General features: G+C 59.8%; 21 protein-coding genes. 18 read left to right on the forward strand and 3 right to left on the reverse strand.

From position 1 onward, the window contains the following. Positions 1 to 10 precede the first annotated feature (10 nt). The 18 genes from rplX to sugE all read left to right on the forward strand — a co-directional run bounded on the left by rplX (position 11) and on the right by sugE (position 12,545). Positions 11 to 319 (forward strand): 50S ribosomal protein L24, encoded by a 309-nt coding sequence (rplX, locus tag PY308_RS10065; protein ID WP_275790842.1) that lies wholly within the window; start codon positions 11 to 13, stop codon positions 317 to 319. Continuing rightward, entirely contained in the window at positions 312 to 872 is a 561-nt protein-coding gene (gene rplE / locus PY308_RS10070) for a 50S ribosomal protein L5 (RefSeq protein ID WP_275790843.1), read from the forward strand. Before rplX ends, rplE begins: the two co-directional genes overlap by 8 nt. A 31-nt stretch (positions 873 to 903) precedes the next feature. Next, positions 904 to 1,209 carry a 30S ribosomal protein S14 gene (gene rpsN / locus PY308_RS10075; RefSeq protein WP_275790844.1) on the forward strand — a complete coding sequence of 102 codons (306 nt, stop codon included), beginning with the start codon at positions 904 to 906 and terminating at the stop codon, positions 1,207 to 1,209. Between the two features lie 12 nt (positions 1,210 to 1,221). Next, positions 1,222 to 1,620, forward strand: a complete 399-nt coding sequence (gene rpsH, locus PY308_RS10080; RefSeq protein WP_113005480.1) for a 30S ribosomal protein S8 — start codon at positions 1,222 to 1,224, stop codon at positions 1,618 to 1,620. A 41-nt stretch (positions 1,621 to 1,661) separates the two neighbouring features. Beyond that, positions 1,662 to 2,198, forward strand: coding sequence for a 50S ribosomal protein L6 (gene rplF, locus PY308_RS10085; RefSeq protein ID WP_037169468.1), 537 nt, complete (start codon positions 1,662 to 1,664; stop codon positions 2,196 to 2,198). Positions 2,199 to 2,210: 12 nt separating this feature from the next. Beyond that, a complete protein-coding gene (rplR, locus tag PY308_RS10090) occupies positions 2,211 to 2,573 on the forward strand; it encodes a 50S ribosomal protein L18 (RefSeq protein ID WP_037169470.1) in 363 nt (120 codons plus the stop codon). 140 nt (positions 2,574 to 2,713) lie between these two features. Beyond that, positions 2,714 to 3,283, forward strand: a complete 570-nt coding sequence (gene rpsE, locus PY308_RS10095; RefSeq protein WP_037133560.1) for a 30S ribosomal protein S5 — start codon at positions 2,714 to 2,716, stop codon at positions 3,281 to 3,283. Positions 3,284 to 3,296: 13 nt separating this feature from the next. Next, complete coding sequence (gene rpmD, locus PY308_RS10100; protein WP_275790845.1) at positions 3,297 to 3,500, forward strand: 50S ribosomal protein L30; 204 nt, start codon at positions 3,297 to 3,299, stop codon at positions 3,498 to 3,500. A gap of 13 nt (positions 3,501 to 3,513) precedes the next feature. Beyond that, the gene (gene rplO, locus PY308_RS10105; RefSeq protein WP_275790846.1) at positions 3,514 to 3,984 is read left to right on the forward strand and encodes a 50S ribosomal protein L15; all 471 of its coding nucleotides are present in this window, start codon (positions 3,514 to 3,516) and stop codon (positions 3,982 to 3,984) included. 315 nt (positions 3,985 to 4,299) lie between these two features. Continuing rightward, complete coding sequence (secY, locus tag PY308_RS10110; RefSeq protein ID WP_275790847.1) at positions 4,300 to 5,640, forward strand: preprotein translocase subunit SecY; 1,341 nt, start codon at positions 4,300 to 4,302, stop codon at positions 5,638 to 5,640. Continuing rightward, positions 5,637 to 6,233, forward strand: a complete 597-nt coding sequence (locus tag PY308_RS10115) for an adenylate kinase (RefSeq protein ID WP_275790848.1) — start codon at positions 5,637 to 5,639, stop codon at positions 6,231 to 6,233. The genes secY and PY308_RS10115 overlap by 4 nt, the downstream gene beginning before the upstream one ends. 213 nt (positions 6,234 to 6,446) lie before the next feature. Continuing rightward, entirely contained in the window at positions 6,447 to 6,815 is a 369-nt protein-coding gene (gene rpsM / locus PY308_RS10120; RefSeq protein WP_275790849.1) for a 30S ribosomal protein S13, read from the forward strand. Positions 6,816 to 7,051: 236 nt separating this feature from the next. Beyond that, the gene (gene rpsK, locus PY308_RS10125) at positions 7,052 to 7,441 is read left to right on the forward strand and encodes a 30S ribosomal protein S11 (RefSeq protein WP_018328263.1); all 390 of its coding nucleotides are present in this window, start codon (positions 7,052 to 7,054) and stop codon (positions 7,439 to 7,441) included. A 100-nt stretch (positions 7,442 to 7,541) separates the two neighbouring features. Then, on the forward strand, positions 7,542 to 8,552 hold the full coding sequence (locus PY308_RS10130; protein WP_060638418.1) for a DNA-directed RNA polymerase subunit alpha: 1,011 nt from the start codon (positions 7,542 to 7,544) through the stop codon (positions 8,550 to 8,552). Positions 8,553 to 8,682: 130 nt separating this feature from the next. Beyond that, complete coding sequence (gene rplQ / locus PY308_RS10135; protein ID WP_275790850.1) at positions 8,683 to 9,108, forward strand: 50S ribosomal protein L17; 426 nt, start codon at positions 8,683 to 8,685, stop codon at positions 9,106 to 9,108. 340 nt (positions 9,109 to 9,448) lie between these two features. After that, positions 9,449 to 10,741: a DegQ family serine endoprotease gene (locus PY308_RS10140; protein WP_275791079.1), complete on the forward strand. Its 1,293-nt coding sequence runs from the start codon at positions 9,449 to 9,451 to the stop codon at positions 10,739 to 10,741. Next, on the forward strand, positions 10,738 to 12,048 hold the full coding sequence (locus PY308_RS10145; RefSeq protein ID WP_275790851.1) for a replication-associated recombination protein A: 1,311 nt from the start codon (positions 10,738 to 10,740) through the stop codon (positions 12,046 to 12,048). The genes PY308_RS10140 and PY308_RS10145 overlap by 4 nt, the downstream gene beginning before the upstream one ends. Positions 12,049 to 12,230: 182 nt before the next feature. Continuing rightward, on the forward strand, positions 12,231 to 12,545 hold the full coding sequence (sugE, locus tag PY308_RS10150; protein ID WP_275790852.1) for a quaternary ammonium compound efflux SMR transporter SugE: 315 nt from the start codon (positions 12,231 to 12,233) through the stop codon (positions 12,543 to 12,545). A gap of 22 nt (positions 12,546 to 12,567) precedes the next feature. Here sugE and PY308_RS10155 read toward each other — a convergent pair whose 3' ends face one another. From PY308_RS10155 to PY308_RS10165, 3 genes are read right to left on the reverse strand one after another with little or no spacing between them, the layout of a single operon-like run. Further along, entirely contained in the window at positions 12,568 to 13,353 is a 786-nt protein-coding gene (locus PY308_RS10155; protein WP_275790853.1) for an ATP12 family chaperone protein, read from the reverse strand. Next, complete coding sequence (locus PY308_RS10160; RefSeq protein ID WP_275790854.1) at positions 13,346 to 14,011, reverse strand: HAD-IA family hydrolase; 666 nt, start codon at positions 14,009 to 14,011, stop codon at positions 13,346 to 13,348. Before PY308_RS10160 ends, PY308_RS10155 begins: the two co-directional genes overlap by 8 nt. After that, positions 14,011 to 15,003 (reverse strand): RluA family pseudouridine synthase, encoded by a 993-nt coding sequence (locus PY308_RS10165; protein ID WP_275790855.1) that lies wholly within the window; start codon positions 15,001 to 15,003, stop codon positions 14,011 to 14,013. The genes PY308_RS10160 and PY308_RS10165 overlap by 1 nt, the downstream gene beginning before the upstream one ends. Positions 15,004 to 15,074: the final 71 nt, after the last annotated feature.

The raw sequence follows: 15,074 nt of genomic DNA on the forward strand, positions 1-15,074 counted from the left end.
GCGACAAGAGATGCAAAAGATTCGTAAAGGCGACAAGGTCGTCGTATTGACCGGCAAGGACAAGGGCCGCACCGGAGAAGTTCTCCAGGTCATGCCTAAGGAAGACCGGGCTGTTGTGCGTGGCGTCAACATGGTGAAGCGTCACCAGCGCCAGACCCAGAGCCAGGAAGCCGGCATCATCAACAAAGAAGCCTCGATCCACCTGTCCAACATTGCTGTTGCCGACAAGGATGGTAAGCCGACCCGTGTTGGTTTCAGTGTCGTCGAAGGCAAGAAGGTCCGCGTGGCCAAGCGTTCGGGAGAAGTGGTCGATGGCTGACACCAAGAATTATGAGCCCCGTCTGAAGACGGAATATGCTGAACGCATCACCAAGGTGATGCAGGAAAAGTTCAACTATTCGAACGTCATGCAGATCCCGCGGCTCGACAAGATCGTGATCAATATGGGCGTTGGTGAATCCACCGGCGATTCGAAGAAGCCGACCGTTGCTGCAGCCGATCTTGCAGCGATTGCCGGCCAGAAGCCTGTTATCACGAAGGCCCGTACCTCCATCGCCGGCTTCAAGCTGCGCGAAGGCATGCCCATCGGCGCGAAGGTAACCCTGCGCGGCGTTCGCATGTATGAATTTCTGGATCGCCTGATCAACATCGCGCTTCCGCGCGTTCGAGATTTCCGCGGTCTCAATCCGAAGTCCTTCGATGGCCGTGGCAATTTCGCCATGGGCGTCAAGGAACACATTGTGTTCCCGGAGATCAACTACGACAAGGTTGATCAGATGTGGGGCATGGACATCATCGTTTGCACGACGGCAAGGAACGACGACGAGGCACGGGCTCTGCTCACAGAGTTCAACTTCCCGTTTCGCCAATAAGCCGTAACGACAAGCAGAAGGATTAAGTTGAATGGCGAAGACGAGCGCAATTGAAAAAAACAATCGCCGCCGTAAGTCGGTTGCTCAGGAGGCCGGAAAGCGGGCTGCCCTGAAGGCCACTATCATGAACCAGTCTCTTCCGATCGAAGAGCGCTTCAAGGCTACTTTGAAGTTGGCGAGCCTGCCGCGTGACGGTTCCAAGACCCGCGTTCGCAACCGTTGCGAAGTGACAGGTCGTCCGCGCGCCTATTATCGCAAACTGAAGATGTCGCGTATTGCGCTTCGTGAACTTGGCAATTTCGGCAAGGTGCCGGGCATTGTTAAGTCGAGCTGGTAAGGAGACGGGCACATGGCAATGACAGATCCGCTGGGCGATATGCTCACCCGTATCCGCAATGGCGCCGCACGCCGCAAGTCGAGTGTTTCCACTCCGGCTTCCAAGCTGCGCGCACGCGTTCTGGATGTCCTTCAGGCTGAAGGCTACATCCGTGGATACTCCGAAGTCGAATTTGGTAACGGCAAGGCCGAGATCAATATCGAACTGAAATACTATGAAGGTGCGTCGGTGATCCGTGAGATCGGCCGCGTATCGAAGCCGGGCCGCCGGGTTTATGTCTCGGTCAAGTCCATTCCGCAGGTCGCGAACGGTCTCGGTATCACTATCCTTTCGACTCCGAAGGGTGTGATGGCCGATCACCAGGCACGTGAACAGAACGTTGGCGGTGAGGTTCTCTGCTCCGTATTCTAATACGGTGCAGTGATCTCCATAACGGACAGACAGGTTGAACAATGTCTCGTATCGGTAAGAAACCCGTTCCGGTTCCTGCAGGTGTCACGGCCACGGTAAGTGGCCAGACGGTGACTGCAAAGGGCCCGAAAGGTGAACTCTTCTTCGTTGCTAACGACGAAGTCGTCGTAAAGCTGGAAGACAACAACGCGGTGTCGGTGACCCCGGTTGACCAGTCCAAGGATGCTCGGTCCAAGTGGGGCATGTCCCGCACGATGATCGAAAACATCTTCAAGGGCGTCAAGGACGGCTACGAGCGCAAGCTCGAAATCAACGGCGTCGGCTATCGCGCGTCGCTGCAGGGCAAGAACCTGCAGCTGGCACTCGGCTTCAGCCACGACGTGGTCTATCAGACTCCGGAAGGCATTTCGATTGCTGTGCCCAAGCCGACGGAAATCGTCGTCACCGGCATCAACAAGCAGCAGGTCGGCCAGGTTGCCGCGGAAATCCGCGAATACCGTGGCCCCGAGCCCTACAAGGGCAAGGGCGTCAAGTATGCCGGCGAGCGGATTGTCCGCAAAGAAGGCAAGAAGAAGTAAGGATCACGCGAAATGGCTACAAGGAAAGATACACTTGTGCGCCGCGCCAGCCGCGTGCGCCGTCAAGTCAAGGCAGTCGCCAATGGCCGCCTGCGCCTGTCCGTTCATCGCTCGTCGAAGAACATCTACGCACAGGTTATCGATGATGTTGCAGGCAAGACCGTTGCGTCCGCCTCGACACTCGACACAGATCTGCGTTCGTCGCTTAAGACGGGCGCCGACACGGCAGCTGCTGCTGCCGTAGGCAAGCTCCTTGCGGAGCGCGCCTCGAAGGCTGGTGTCAAGGACGTCGTCTTTGATCGTGGCGCCTTCATCTATCACGGCCGCGTCAAGGCGCTCGCCGAGGCAGCCCGCGAGGGTGGCCTGAACTTCTAAAGATGATATCCGTCCGGGCTTGCCTGGGCGGATCATCGAACCGCTTTTGAAAAAGCGCGTCGCTACCGCTCCCTCGAAGGCGCGGAGCGACTTTTTGTCAATCTGCCGATTGCACCCGGAAAAGAAAAAGGAAAAGGACAATGGCACAAGAAAAAAGAGGTTCTCGCGACGATCGCCAGAACCGCGAGGAGCGCGACAGCGAATTCGTCGATAAGCTCGTGGCAATCAACCGCGTCGCGAAAGTCGTCAAGGGCGGCCGTCGTTTCGGCTTTGCTGCTCTCGTCGTCGTCGGCGACCAGAAGGGCCGCGTCGGCTTCGGTCATGGCAAGGCGCGCGAAGTACCGGAAGCGATCCGCAAGGCGACTGAAGCCGCCAAGCGCGAACTGATCTTCGTTCCGCTGCGCTCGGGCCGCACGCTTCACCACGACGTCCATGGCCGTCACGGCGCCGGCAAGGTTTTGCTGCGCTCCGCCAAGGCTGGTACCGGCATCATCGCCGGTGGTCCGATGCGCGCTGTTTTCGAAACGCTCGGCATGCACGACGTCGTTGCGAAGTCGACCGGTTCGTCGAACCCCTACAACATGATTCGCGCCACGTTTGACGCCCTGAAGAATCAGGCGCATCCGAAGGACGTCGCGGCTCAGCGCGGCCTGAAATATGCCACGCTGCAGGCCCGTCGTGCGTCCGCCGGCGTTGCTTCCGAAGAATAAGGGAGGCTGAACAATGGCCACTAAAGAAGTCGCAGGAAAGACGGTTACCGTCGAACAGATCGGTAGCCCCATCCGCCGCCCGGCCGTACAGCGCGCTACGCTGATCGGTCTCGGTCTTAACAAGATGCACCGGGTACGCACGCTGGAAGATACCCCTTCCGTTCGTGGCATGATCCGGGCCGTCCAGCACCTCGTTCGCGTCGTCGACGAAAAGTGAGGGGGATACCATCATGAAACTGAATGAAATCAAAGACAACGAAGGTTCGACCAAGAACCGCAAGCGTCTCGGCCGTGGTATCGGTTCCGGGTCCGGCAAGACGGCCGGCCGCGGTGTGAAGGGTCAGAAGGCGCGCTCCGGCGTTGCCATCAATGGCTTCGAAGGCGGCCAGATGCCCATCTACCGTCGCCTGCCGAAGCGCGGCTTCAACAACATCTTCCGTTCGGACTTTGTTGTCGTGTCGCTCGGCCGCATCCAGACTGCAATCGACGCGAAGAAGCTTGATGCTTCCAAGACCGTCGATGCTGCCGCTCTCCAGGCCGCCGGTGTCATCCGTCGCGCCAAGGACGGTGTTCGCGTTCTGGCCGATGGCGAACTGACGGCTAAGGTGACGATCGAAGTTGCCGGAGCCTCCAAGCCTGCGATCGAAAAGATCGAAAAGGCCGGTGGTTCGATCAAGCTGCTCTCGGGCGCTGCTGAATAATTGTTGACGATTGATCGCCCGGGGTGCTTCACACCGGGCGATTTTGCTCCCATATGTGAGCCTCACGCCGGAGACGGATTCTTGTCCGCGACGGTTTCTGGATGAAAAGCCACGGTGAGGCCAAGATTGCTTGACAATCCGCGTTTCAACCGGTTTAGGCTCTTCTTAGTCGCCGTGCCACGGGGCAGGGGGACGTAAGTTTCTAGCATGGTCTTCCTCAAGGGCGCTTGCGCCTCTGAGAAAGATTATGCCAACGGATTGACCGTCGCCGCAGGCCGGGCTCCCGCCGCCGGAGATGGTCACGCGGAGAATTGCATGGCTTCGGCAGCGGAACAACTTGCCTCTAATCTCAATTTCTCAACTTTCGCAAAGGCGGAAGATCTGAAGAAGCGCCTCTGGTTTACGCTTGGCGCGCTTCTCGTTTATCGTCTCGGCACCTATATCCCGCTTCCCGGGCTCAACCCGGAAGCCTTTGCCCAGGCATTTGCGGGGCAGAGCGGCGGCATTCTTGGCCTGTTCAACATGTTTTCCGGCGGCGCCGTCGAGCGCATGGCGATTTTCGCCCTTGGGATCATGCCTTATATTTCCGCTTCCATCATCGTTCAGCTAATGACCTCCGTGGTTCCCTCTCTGGAGCAGCTGAAGAAGGAAGGCGAGCAGGGCCGCAAGGTCATCAACCAGTATACCCGGTACGGCACGGTGCTGCTGGGTGTGTTGCAGGCCTACGGCATCGCGGTCGGCCTTGAAAGCGGCAACGGTCTTGTTGCCGATCCGGGCTGGTTCTTCAAGATTTCCACGGTCATCTCGCTGCTCGGCGGCACGATGTTTCTGATGTGGCTTGGCGAACAGATCACGTCACGCGGTATTGGCAACGGCATCTCTCTGATCATCTTCGCCGGTATTGTCGCCGCTCTGCCGAGCGCGCTTGCCGGGACGTTGGAACTGGGCCGCACAGGCGCTTTGTCGACCCCGCTGATTCTTGCGATCATCGTGATGGTCGTCGGCGTTATCGCGCTGATCGTTTTTGTCGAACGTGCGCAGCGCCGGCTTTTGATTCAGTATCCAAAGCGTCAGGTCGGCAACAAGATGTTCCAGGGGGATACGTCGCATCTGCCGCTCAAACTGAACACGGCAGGCGTCATTCCGGCGATTTTCGCGTCTTCCCTTCTGCTTTTGCCCGCAACGCTTGCCGGCTTCGCCAACAGCGCGTCCGTCCCGTCCTGGGCAACGACCATCGTGGCGGCGCTGGGGCACGGGCAGCCGCTCTACATGGTGCTCTATGGCGCGATGATTGCATTCTTTGCCTTCTTCTACACGGCGATCGTCTTCAATCCGAAGGACACCGCCGACAACTTGAAAAAGCATGGCGGCTTCATCCTCGGCATTCGTCCAGGTGAGCGGACCGCCGAATATATCGACTATGTGTTGACGCGCATTACGGTGATCGGCGCTCTCTACCTGATGTTCGTCTGCATTCTGCCGGAAGTTCTCATCGCGCAGACCGGTGTACCATTCTACCTTGGTGGTACGTCGCTTTTGATTGTTGTCAGCGTGACCCTGGATACTGTAGCACAGGTGCAGGGTCACCTTATTGCTCAGCAGTATGAGGGGCTGATCAAGAAGTCGAAGCTGCGTGGAGGCAAGAGGGGCCGATGAGACTTATATTTTTGGGACCGCCGGGGGCAGGCAAGGGGACACAGGCCAAGCTCCTGACAGAGAAATATGGTATTCCTCAACTTTCGACGGGAGACATGCTGCGCGCCGCGGTTGCTGAACAGAGCGATGTCGGCAAGCGCGCCAAGGCGGTCATGGATGCCGGGCATCTGGTTTCCGACGAAATCGTCAATGAGATCGTTTCGGAGCGGATCGATTCGGCGGATTGCGTCAGGGGGTTCATTCTCGATGGTTACCCCCGTACCGTCCCTCAGGCGATCGCTCTTGGTAAAATGCTGGAAGGTAAGGGACTTCGTCTCGATTCTGTCATAGAACTGAAGGTTGACGAAGAAGCGCTTGTACAACGCATCGAGAATCGCGTAGCCGAGACCTTGGCCGCTGGCGGGAAGGTTCGATCGGATGATAATCCGGAAGCCTTCAAGAAGCGTCTGGTCGAATACCGGGAGAAAACAGCGCCCTTGTCGCAGCATTATGCAACGACGGGTGAGTTGCGAACGGTAGACGGAATGGCGCCGGTTGAAACGGTGACCAAAGAGATCGACAGGATTCTGGCTTTGGCATCTGCCGACGCTTAAAAAGAACTGCCGGGGAGTTGACTTTTGCGGTCAATTCCTCCAAAGACCGCGCTAACTCGCAGCATGCTAGGGATCGGCGCGGATTTCGAACAAGGAAGTCCGGGCGCGATTCTTTTGACGTGTTCCGAACACCACTTTCACAATCGGTCCTTTTGGGGGCCGAATAACGAATCACCTATTGCCGGATGGCAACTGGAAGCAAGGAGAACAGGCGTGGCTCGTATCGCTGGCGTCAACATCCCGACGGCAAAGCGCGTGGTAATCGCGCTCCGTTACATTCACGGGATCGGTCCGAAATTCGCACAGGAAATCGTCGACAAGGTCGGTATTCCGGCTGAGCGTCGCGTTCACCAGCTGACGGACGCCGAAGTCCTTCAGATCCGCGAGGCGATCGATCGTGACTATCAGGTCGAAGGCGACCTGCGTCGCGAAAACTCGATGAACATCAAGCGTCTGATGGACCTCGGCTGCTACCGCGGCCTGCGCCATCGTCGCTCGCTGCCGGTTCGCGGCCAGCGCACGCATACCAACGCCCGTACCCGCAAGGGTCCGGCAAAGGCGATTGCAGGCAAGAAGAAGTAATTTCCCTCGATTGGGAAATACAGGGGCTGGCGCTCGACGCCGGCCTCTTTTGTGGTTTCGGAAGGGCGTCCTCAGGCGTCCCTCCGGTGGAGCTGCTGGAACTACGGCAGTGACGATATCGCCGCGCGGACAGGGTTATTCCTCCACGCATGATTTGAAATTCAGGGCAGGGGTTTTTCTCCGCCCGGTGGAGCCGCTGGCACTACGGCGGTGCAGAGATCAACGAAAGGGTTACCATGGCCAAGGAAGCCACACGCGTTCGCCGTCGCGAACGGAAAAACATTTCTACGGGCGTCGCGCACGTCAACTCGTCGTTCAACAACACGATGATCACCATCACCGATGCGCAGGGCAACGCGATTGCTTGGTCGTCGGCTGGTTCGAAGGGCTTTAAGGGTTCGCGCAAGTCGACCCCGTTCGCGGCCCAGATGGCTGCCGAAGACGCCGCCAAGAAGGCGCAGGAACACGGCATGAAGACGCTCGAAGTCGAAGTCTGCGGCCCGGGTTCCGGCCGTGAATCGGCTTTGCGCGCCTTGCAGGCTGCCGGCTTCATGATCACCTCGATCCGTGACGTGACGCCGATCCCGCACAATGGTTGCCGTCCGCGCAAGAAGCGCCGCGTTTAATTTTACGCATTCATCTGCCGGTGAGGGGGCGACTTCTCCCCGGCGCTTCAAGGCTCGGTTGCCACGATTGGATGGTGGCAACGAACGGAAGGCAAAACATATGATTCAGAAAAACTGGCAGGAACTGATCAAGCCGAACAAGGTCGAGTTCTCCTCGACCGGCCGCACCAAGGTCAGCCTTGTTGCCGAGCCGCTCGAGCGTGGCTTTGGCCTGACGCTCGGCAACGCGCTTCGCCGCGTTCTTTTGTCGTCGCTTCGCGGCGCTGCGGTCACCGCAGTGCAGATCGACGGCGTCCTGCACGAGTTCTCCTCGATCCCGGGTGTCCGGGAAGACGTGACGGACATCGTGCTTAACATCAAGGAAATCGCCATCAAGATGGATGGCGACGACGCAAAGCGCATGGTTGTGCGCAAGCAGGGTCCGGGCGTTGTAACCGCCGGTGACATCCAGACGGTTGGCGATATCGAAATCCTCAACCCGAACCATGTGATCTGCACCCTCGACGAGGGCGCCGAGATCCGCATGGAATTCACCGTCAACAACGGCAAGGGCTACGTTCCTGCCGACCGCAACCGTTCGGAAGACGCACCGATCGGCCTCATCCCGGTTGACAGCCTGTATTCGCCTGTCAAGAAAGTGTCCTACAAGGTGGAAAACACCCGCGAAGGCCAGGTTCTCGACTACGACAAGCTGTCGATGCAGATCGAGACCGATGGTTCAGTGACCGGTGAAGATGCAGTCGCTTTCGCAGCCCGCATCCTTCAGGACCAGCTCGGCGTTTTCGTCAACTTCGACGAACCACAGAAGGAAGCCGAAGAAGAAGCCGTTACCGAACTGGCGTTCAATCCGGCCCTTCTCAAGAAGGTCGACGAACTGGAACTTTCCGTCCGTTCGGCCAACTGCCTGAAGAACGACAACATCGTCTATATCGGCGACCTCATTCAGAAGACCGAAGCCGAAATGCTTCGCACTCCGAACTTTGGCCGCAAGTCGCTGAACGAAATCAAGGAAGTTCTCGCTTCCATGGGCCTGCATCTCGGCATGGAAGTGCCCGCATGGCCGCCCGAGAACATCGAAGATCTCGCCAAGCGGTACGAAGACCAGTATTAAGCAACAAAAAGGCAGGTTAACCCTCTGCCTTTCCCCGTCAAACAGCAGGCTCCGCAAGGAAGCCTGTATGTGCCAGGAAACGGCAGGCCCAGACAATAAGAAGGGCACCTGCATTTAAAGGAGAATAGCAATGCGCCATGGTGTAGCCGGCCGCAAGCTGAATAGAACTGCAAGCCATCGCAAGGCAATGTTTGCCAATATGGCCGCTTCGCTCATCGAACATGAGCAGATCATCACGACCTTGCCGAAGGCGAAGGAAATCCGCCCGATCGTCGAGAAGCTCGTGACGCTCGGCAAAAAGGGTGACCTTCATGCCCGCCGTCAGGCCATCTCGCAGATCCGCGACGTTGCCGTCGTCGGCAAGCTGTTCGATGCCATCGCAACGCGCTACGCGACCCGCAACGGTGGTTACCTGCGCATCATGAAGGCCGGCTATCGTCACGGCGACAATGCGGCGCTCGCCGTCATTGAGTTCGTCGATCGCGATCCGTCGGCCAAGGGCGCCAAGGACATCGTTCGCGTTGCCGCCGAAGCTGAGGCTGCCGACGCAGCGTAACACGTCGACGTTTTGCAGCGTTTGAGACAGCCGGGCCACAAGCCCGGCTGTTTTGTGTTTCAGGACGAAAGTGATTTCGACGCCGAGCGGCTTTGCTTTTTCATGTCGCTCATTCTATTTCTCCTGTCTCCCAAAGATTTTCCAGGATGCCCGTATGACCCTTTTGCCTCGCAGATTCATCCTGACCACCTCCATGGGCCTGGCGCTCGTTGCAGGCATGCTCTATCTCGGTTCTTCTCGTTCCGAAGTGCCGGATGGCGTCGAGACCATCACCACCGGAGCGGTGGTGTCCCAAGCGCAGGCGCAGACGCAAAAGACAGTGCCGCAGAGCCGCACCGAAATGCAGCTCTCCTTTGCGCCGCTGGTCAAACAGACGGCAAACGCCGTGGTCAATGTCTATGCCGAAAAGACGGTCCAGAAACGGTCGCCCTTTGCCGAGGATCCCTTCTTCGAGCAGTTCTTCGGCCAGCGCATGCCCAACAGGTCGGAAAAGCAATCGTCGCTCGGGTCCGGCGTGATCGTCGGCAAGAACGGCATCGTCGTCACCAATAATCACGTGATTGCCGATGCCGACGACATCAAGGTCGCGCTCGCGGATGGCCGGGAATTCGAAAGCACGGTTATCCTCAAGGACGACAGGCTTGACCTTGCTGTGCTGAAGATCAAGTCGGACGGTCCTTTCGAGGTTGTCCCATTCGGAGATTCCGATGCGGTCGAGGTGGGCGACATCGTACTTGCGATCGGCAATCCGTTCGGCGTCGGCCAGACGGTCACCAGCGGCATCGTCTCCGCGCTGGCCCGCAACCAGGTCGTATCGGGAGATTTCGGATTTTTCATCCAGACGGATGCCGCCATCAATCCCGGCAATTCCGGCGGTGGCCTTATCGACATGGAGGGACGGCTGATCGGCATCAACACGGCGATCTTTTCGCGCGGCGGCGGCTCGAACGGGGTCGGTTTTGCCATTCCTGCCAACCTGGTCAAGGTGTTCGTCGCGTCGGCCGAGGGCGGCAATGGCAGCTTCACCCGCCCGTTCATCGGCGCGCGTTTCGATCCGGTCACCTCGGAAGTCGCTGATGCACTGGGGCTGAGCCGCGCCCGCGGCGCGCTCGTCAGTTCGGTCGTGGAAGGTGGCCCGGCGGAAAAGGCCGGCATGCGGCCCGGCCAGGTTGTCATAGCGGTGAATGGCATTCCGGTCGAACACCCGGATGCGCTCGGCTATCGTTTGACGACGGTCGGCGTTGGGCATGAGGCCAAGGTCACCGTCAGCGAAAGCGGCAAGACACGCGATCTCACGCTGTCGCTGACCGAAGCGCCGGAGACACCGGCTCGCGACGAGCGGCTGATTGAGGGCCGCAACCCATTCGCAGGCGCCGTCGTCGGCAATCTCTCGCCGCGTCTGGCAGACGAGTTGCACATGCCGACCTCGACGCAAGGGGTGGTCATCACGCAGATCAATCGCGGCTCGCCCGCCGCCCGCGTTGGGTTTCAGCCAAAGGACATTGTGATCGCCGTCAACGGTGAGCCGATCGACAAGACGGCGACTCTCGAAGCGATTGTCGGCGACGATCCCTCGCTGTGGCGGGTGGAAATCGAGCGCAATGGCCAGCGCATTCGCCAGTTCTTCCGATGAGCGACCTGTTCTCGCCCTTGGAACCGGCTGGGATGAGCGAGAAACGTCCGCTTGCGGACCGCTTGCGACCGGAAAGCCTGGCAGAAGTGACGGGGCAGGAGCATTTGACGGGCAAGGATGGCGTGCTGGCGCGCATGATCGCGTCCGGGTCTCTCGGCTCGATGATCTTCTGGGGACCTCCGGGCACCGGCAAGACGACGGTCGCCCGGCTGTTATCGGGAGAGACCGGCCTTGCCTTCGAGCAGATATCGGCGATTTTTTCAGGCGTCGCCGATCTGAAGCGGGTCTTCGAGGCTGCCCGTGTCCGGCGCATGTCCGGCCGTCAAACGCTGCTTTTCGTTGACGAGATCCATCGGTTCAACCGCGCCCAACAGGACAGTTTTCTTCCCGTTATGGAAGACGGCACAGTGATTCTGGTCGGGGCGACGACGGAAAACCCCTCCTTTGAACTCAACGCGGCGCTTCTGTCGCGTGCCCGCGTGATGACCTTCAAGCCCCATGACGAGGCGAGCCTTGCGGAACTCCTCGAACGCGCCGAGATGATCGAGGGGCGGCCGCTCCCGCTGGATACCGATGCGCGGGCGAGCCTTCTGCGAATGGCCGATGGCGACGGCCGCGCCGTGCTGACGCTGGCCGAAGAGGTCTGGAGGGCGGCGCGCAAGGGCGAGGTTTTCGACGCGGACGCCGTCCAGCAGATCGTCCAGCGTCGCGCCCCGGTCTATGACAAGGGGCAGGACGGCCATTACAATCTGATTTCCGCCCTGCACAAATCGGTGCGCGGCTCGGACCCGGACGCAGCGCTCTATTACCTCTGCCGCATGTTCGACGCCGGTGAGGACCCACTCTACCTTGGCCGCCGCCTGGTGCGCATGGCGGTCGAGGATATCGGTCTGGCCGATCCGCAGGCGCTGGTGATCTGCAATGCCGCCAAGGATGCCTATGACTATCTCGGATCGCCGGAGGGAGAGCTGGCACTGGCGCAAGCCTGTGTCTATCTCGCGACAGCTCCAAAATCGAATGCCGTCTACACGGCCTATAAGGCCGCCATGCGGGCCGCCAAGGAAAACGGCTCTTTGCTGCCGCCCAAGCATATCCTGAATGCGCCGACGAAGCTGATGAAGGGCGAGGGTTACGGCGACGGATATCGCTATGATCACGACGAGCCGGACGCCTTTTCCGGCCAGGATTATTTTCCCGAGAAGATGGGCCGCAGGACCTTCTACGACCCGCCGGAGCGCGGCTTCGAGCGAGACATCCGCAAGCGGCTGGACTGGTGGGCCAAGCTGAGAACCGAGCGCGGCGGGTAAACGCTGTCATTGCGTGCTCCGTCAGCACCTCGTGCGATCGTCGGCGGGCAGCAGCATATCAGAAATGCGTTTGCCGCACTTGCTCCTCGGTCCTCCATTTGCCATAACGGGGTCTGCAGACGGCTGCACGGGATACCCTGACATCCGCGAGGACGGCCTCGCTCCAAGAGATGGAGTTGACGATGGCCTGGATCATTCTTTTCCTTGCGGGGCTTCTTGAAATCGGCTGGGCGATTGGCCTGAAGTTTACAGATGGGTTCACACGGCTTGTCCCGACTTTGCTGACCGCAGGCTCGATGGTGGCCAGTGTCGTTCTGTTGGGGATAGCGATGCGGACGTTGCCGCTCGGCACGGCCTACGCCGTATGGACCGGAATCGGCACGGTCGGCACCGTCATTCTCGGCATCGTGCTGTTTGCCGAACCGGCCACAGCCATCCGCATCGGCTGCATCGGCTTGATCATCGCCGGGATCGCAGGCCTGAAAATGACGGCCTGAGCGTCATCCCTGGAGGCGGCGCTTATCGCAGCGCGTCGAGGGTCGCTGTGGCCGCCTGCATGTCCTGCCACCGGTGTTCGCGGCGTTGAAAGGCCTCGTCATCCGTTCCCCAGTGTTCGATCTGCCAGTCTTCGTCGAGATGGGCGAGAGTCCAGGCTTGCTCGGCCGAAAGCTGCTTTTCTGCGAAGGCAAGCGCGAGGAGGGCGGAGCCTGTCAAGGTCGTGATCGTGTGCAAACAGGCAAGGCCGAGTGGTGTCGCGTAGCTTCGCAATCCCTCCGCATAGGCGCTGATCGCAGCGGCCGGCTGCGCCTGGTGGATAACGCCTTCCGCGAGGATGAAACGGGCGCCCAGCTTGTCGGCTGCCCAGGCGAGAACAGGGTCCCAATGCGCAGACTGGCGGGCAATCAGCCCCTCTGGCTCGCTTGCGCGATAGCAGAGCAGATCGGTGCCCGCGAATTGCAGGATGTCCTCGAAGACGCTGCGCTGGTCCTTTGCAACCCCGTCGATTGCGGTATTGACGAGCCGGGTGACCGGCATGGTGGCGGGGTCGATATGCTCCTTCTGGACATCCCATTCCGCTACCAGCAAATCGGCGACGGCCCTTGTCGGCACGGACATCGCATTGCGGGCAGGGGTGCGCACCGGCCGGCCGTCCAGGAGGACATTGTGCCGCCCTCCATCCAGGGCGCCCACGCTGGCCGCCGTGTAAAATCGTTTCGGCAGTGGCTTGGCCATCTGGATCTGCGCGCGGCGAACCGGATCGGGATCGCTCAACGCATTGGTCAGGTCATCGCGAAAATCAGGCATGATGTGTGTCCATCCATTCCAGAATGTCATCGGCGGTGCGGGCGATATGATCGGCGCCGGCCTCTACAAGTTCGGGGACCGTCGCATAGCCCCAGGCGACGCCGATCGCGGCGGCACCGGCGCTTTTTGCCATCTGCATGTCGTAGATCGCATCGCCGACGACGATCGTGTCCCGCGCATCGATACCCGCTTCGGCGCAACACTCCGTCACCATCGCCGGATGGGGCTTGGAAGGACAATCATCCGCCGTTCGGGAAACGAAAAACGTCTTTTCATACCCATGACTTGTGCAGATCTGCTCAAGTCCACGTCGTGACTTTCCTGTGACCGCGCCCAGCAGCAGATCGTCCCGTGCCGAGAGCGTTTCAAGCAGCACTGCAATACCGGGAAACAGCGGTTCTCCGAACTTCATTTCCTCGCGCATGCCACCATAAATCTTTTTGTAGTGGCTGGTCATGGCAAGAGCCCGATCGTCGACATGCGGCTGGTTCAGCAACCGGGCAATGGCGATATCCAGTGTCAGGCCGATGATGCTCTTGGTGGCGTCGAGCGAGACACGCGCCAAGCCAAAATCCTCGAAGGTGCGGGCCATGACCGCATGGATGAGGCTGGCGCTGTCAACCAGCGTGCCGTCGCAATCGAACAGAACAAGCTTCATCAGTCGTCTTCTTCCTCGGCGCTGGCCATGTCGAAGCCGATGAGGTTCCAACTCTGGACCATGTGCTGCGGCATGGGGGCCGTGACGCGCAGCCGGCCACCATCCGGATGGGGCACGTCGATGCGTCGTGCATGCAGGTGCAGCTTGTTCTGCATGCCGCCGGGAAAGGACCAGCTTTGCTCCGCCTCGAAATATTTCGGATCGCCGATGATCGGATGGCCGATATGGGCAGCGTGGACGCGCAACTGGTGCGTACGGCCTGTATAAGGCTCCATCTCGAGCCAGGTGAAATTCTGGCCCGCCTGCTCTATGGTCCTGTAATAGGAAATGGCGTGATCGGCGCCGTCGTCGCCATGCTTGCCGATCCGCATCCGGTCGCCATCCGGGGTCTGCTCTTTCACCAGCCAGCTCGAAATCTTTTCCTCGCGCTTGCGCGGCACGCCTTTCACCAGCGCCCAATAGGTTTTCTTGGTGTCACGCTCCCGGAACGCGGCCGTCAGTTTCTGCGCAGCCCCGCGGGTGCGGGCGATAACGAGGACGCCCGACGTATCGCGGTCGAGCCGATGCACGAGCCGGGGCTTTTCGCCCTTCGGACTGGTCCAGGCCTCCAGCATCTCGTCAATATGCCGGTTTATGCCCGAACCGCCTTGCACAGCGATCCCGGGCGGCTTGTTCAGAACGATGACCTTGGCATCCTCATGCAGCAGCATCCGCGACAGAAGCTCGTGGTCGGAGGCATGGCGCAGGTCGCGCCCGGCGATCGGACCGGTCTTCAGCTTGGCATCGACATCCATCGGCGGCACGCGGATCACCTGGCCGGGCTGGATGCGGGCGTCGGATTTGACACGGCCGCCGTCGATACGGACCTGGCCGGACCGCAGCAGTTTCTGCAAGGGGCCGAATCCAAGGCCTGGAAAATGAACCTTGAACCAACGGTCGAGCCGCATGCCCGCTTCGTCGGCTTCCACCTGTCTGTGTTCAATGCCCGCCATGGTCTCTACTTACCTGCATAACAACTGCGATCCCGCGTCGGCAACTTCCAAGGAGATCCGCGAAAACTCTA

It is taken from the genome of Pararhizobium gei (assembly GCF_029223885.1).
Taxonomy (GTDB): domain Bacteria; phylum Pseudomonadota; class Alphaproteobacteria; order Rhizobiales; family Rhizobiaceae; genus Pararhizobium; species Pararhizobium gei.

What these genes read in the sequence shown, in the direction of transcription:
- rplX (WP_275790842.1), top strand. Translation starts at nt 11, where the DNA reads ATGCAAAAGATTCGTAAAGGCGACAAGGTCGTCGTATTGACCGGCAAG.
- rplE (WP_275790843.1), top strand. Translation starts at nt 312, where the DNA reads ATGGCTGACACCAAGAATTATGAGCCCCGTCTGAAGACGGAATATGCT.
- rpsN (WP_275790844.1), top strand. Translation starts at nt 904, where the DNA reads ATGGCGAAGACGAGCGCAATTGAAAAAAACAATCGCCGCCGTAAGTCG.
- rpsH (WP_113005480.1), top strand. Translation starts at nt 1,222, where the DNA reads ATGGCAATGACAGATCCGCTGGGCGATATGCTCACCCGTATCCGCAAT.
- rplF (WP_037169468.1), top strand. Translation starts at nt 1,662, where the DNA reads ATGTCTCGTATCGGTAAGAAACCCGTTCCGGTTCCTGCAGGTGTCACG.
- rplR (WP_037169470.1), top strand. Translation starts at nt 2,211, where the DNA reads ATGGCTACAAGGAAAGATACACTTGTGCGCCGCGCCAGCCGCGTGCGC.
- rpsE (WP_037133560.1), top strand. Translation starts at nt 2,714, where the DNA reads ATGGCACAAGAAAAAAGAGGTTCTCGCGACGATCGCCAGAACCGCGAG.
- rpmD (WP_275790845.1), top strand. Translation starts at nt 3,297, where the DNA reads ATGGCCACTAAAGAAGTCGCAGGAAAGACGGTTACCGTCGAACAGATC.
- rplO (WP_275790846.1), top strand. Translation starts at nt 3,514, where the DNA reads ATGAAACTGAATGAAATCAAAGACAACGAAGGTTCGACCAAGAACCGC.
- secY (WP_275790847.1), top strand. Translation starts at nt 4,300, where the DNA reads ATGGCTTCGGCAGCGGAACAACTTGCCTCTAATCTCAATTTCTCAACT.
- PY308_RS10115 (WP_275790848.1), top strand. Translation starts at nt 5,637, where the DNA reads ATGAGACTTATATTTTTGGGACCGCCGGGGGCAGGCAAGGGGACACAG.
- rpsK (WP_018328263.1), top strand. Translation starts at nt 7,052, where the DNA reads ATGGCCAAGGAAGCCACACGCGTTCGCCGTCGCGAACGGAAAAACATT.
- PY308_RS10130 (WP_060638418.1), top strand. Translation starts at nt 7,542, where the DNA reads ATGATTCAGAAAAACTGGCAGGAACTGATCAAGCCGAACAAGGTCGAG.
- rplQ (WP_275790850.1), top strand. Translation starts at nt 8,683, where the DNA reads ATGCGCCATGGTGTAGCCGGCCGCAAGCTGAATAGAACTGCAAGCCAT.
- PY308_RS10140 (WP_275791079.1), top strand. Translation starts at nt 9,449, where the DNA reads ATGCAGCTCTCCTTTGCGCCGCTGGTCAAACAGACGGCAAACGCCGTG.
- PY308_RS10145 (WP_275790851.1), top strand. Translation starts at nt 10,738, where the DNA reads ATGAGCGACCTGTTCTCGCCCTTGGAACCGGCTGGGATGAGCGAGAAA.
- sugE (WP_275790852.1), top strand. Translation starts at nt 12,231, where the DNA reads ATGGCCTGGATCATTCTTTTCCTTGCGGGGCTTCTTGAAATCGGCTGG.
- PY308_RS10155 (WP_275790853.1), bottom strand. Translation starts at nt 13,353, where the DNA reads ATGCCTGATTTTCGCGATGACCTGACCAATGCGTTGAGCGATCCCGAT.
- PY308_RS10160 (WP_275790854.1), bottom strand. Translation starts at nt 14,011, where the DNA reads ATGAAGCTTGTTCTGTTCGATTGCGACGGCACGCTGGTTGACAGCGCC.
- PY308_RS10165 (WP_275790855.1), bottom strand. Translation starts at nt 15,003, where the DNA reads ATGGCGGGCATTGAACACAGACAGGTGGAAGCCGACGAAGCGGGCATG.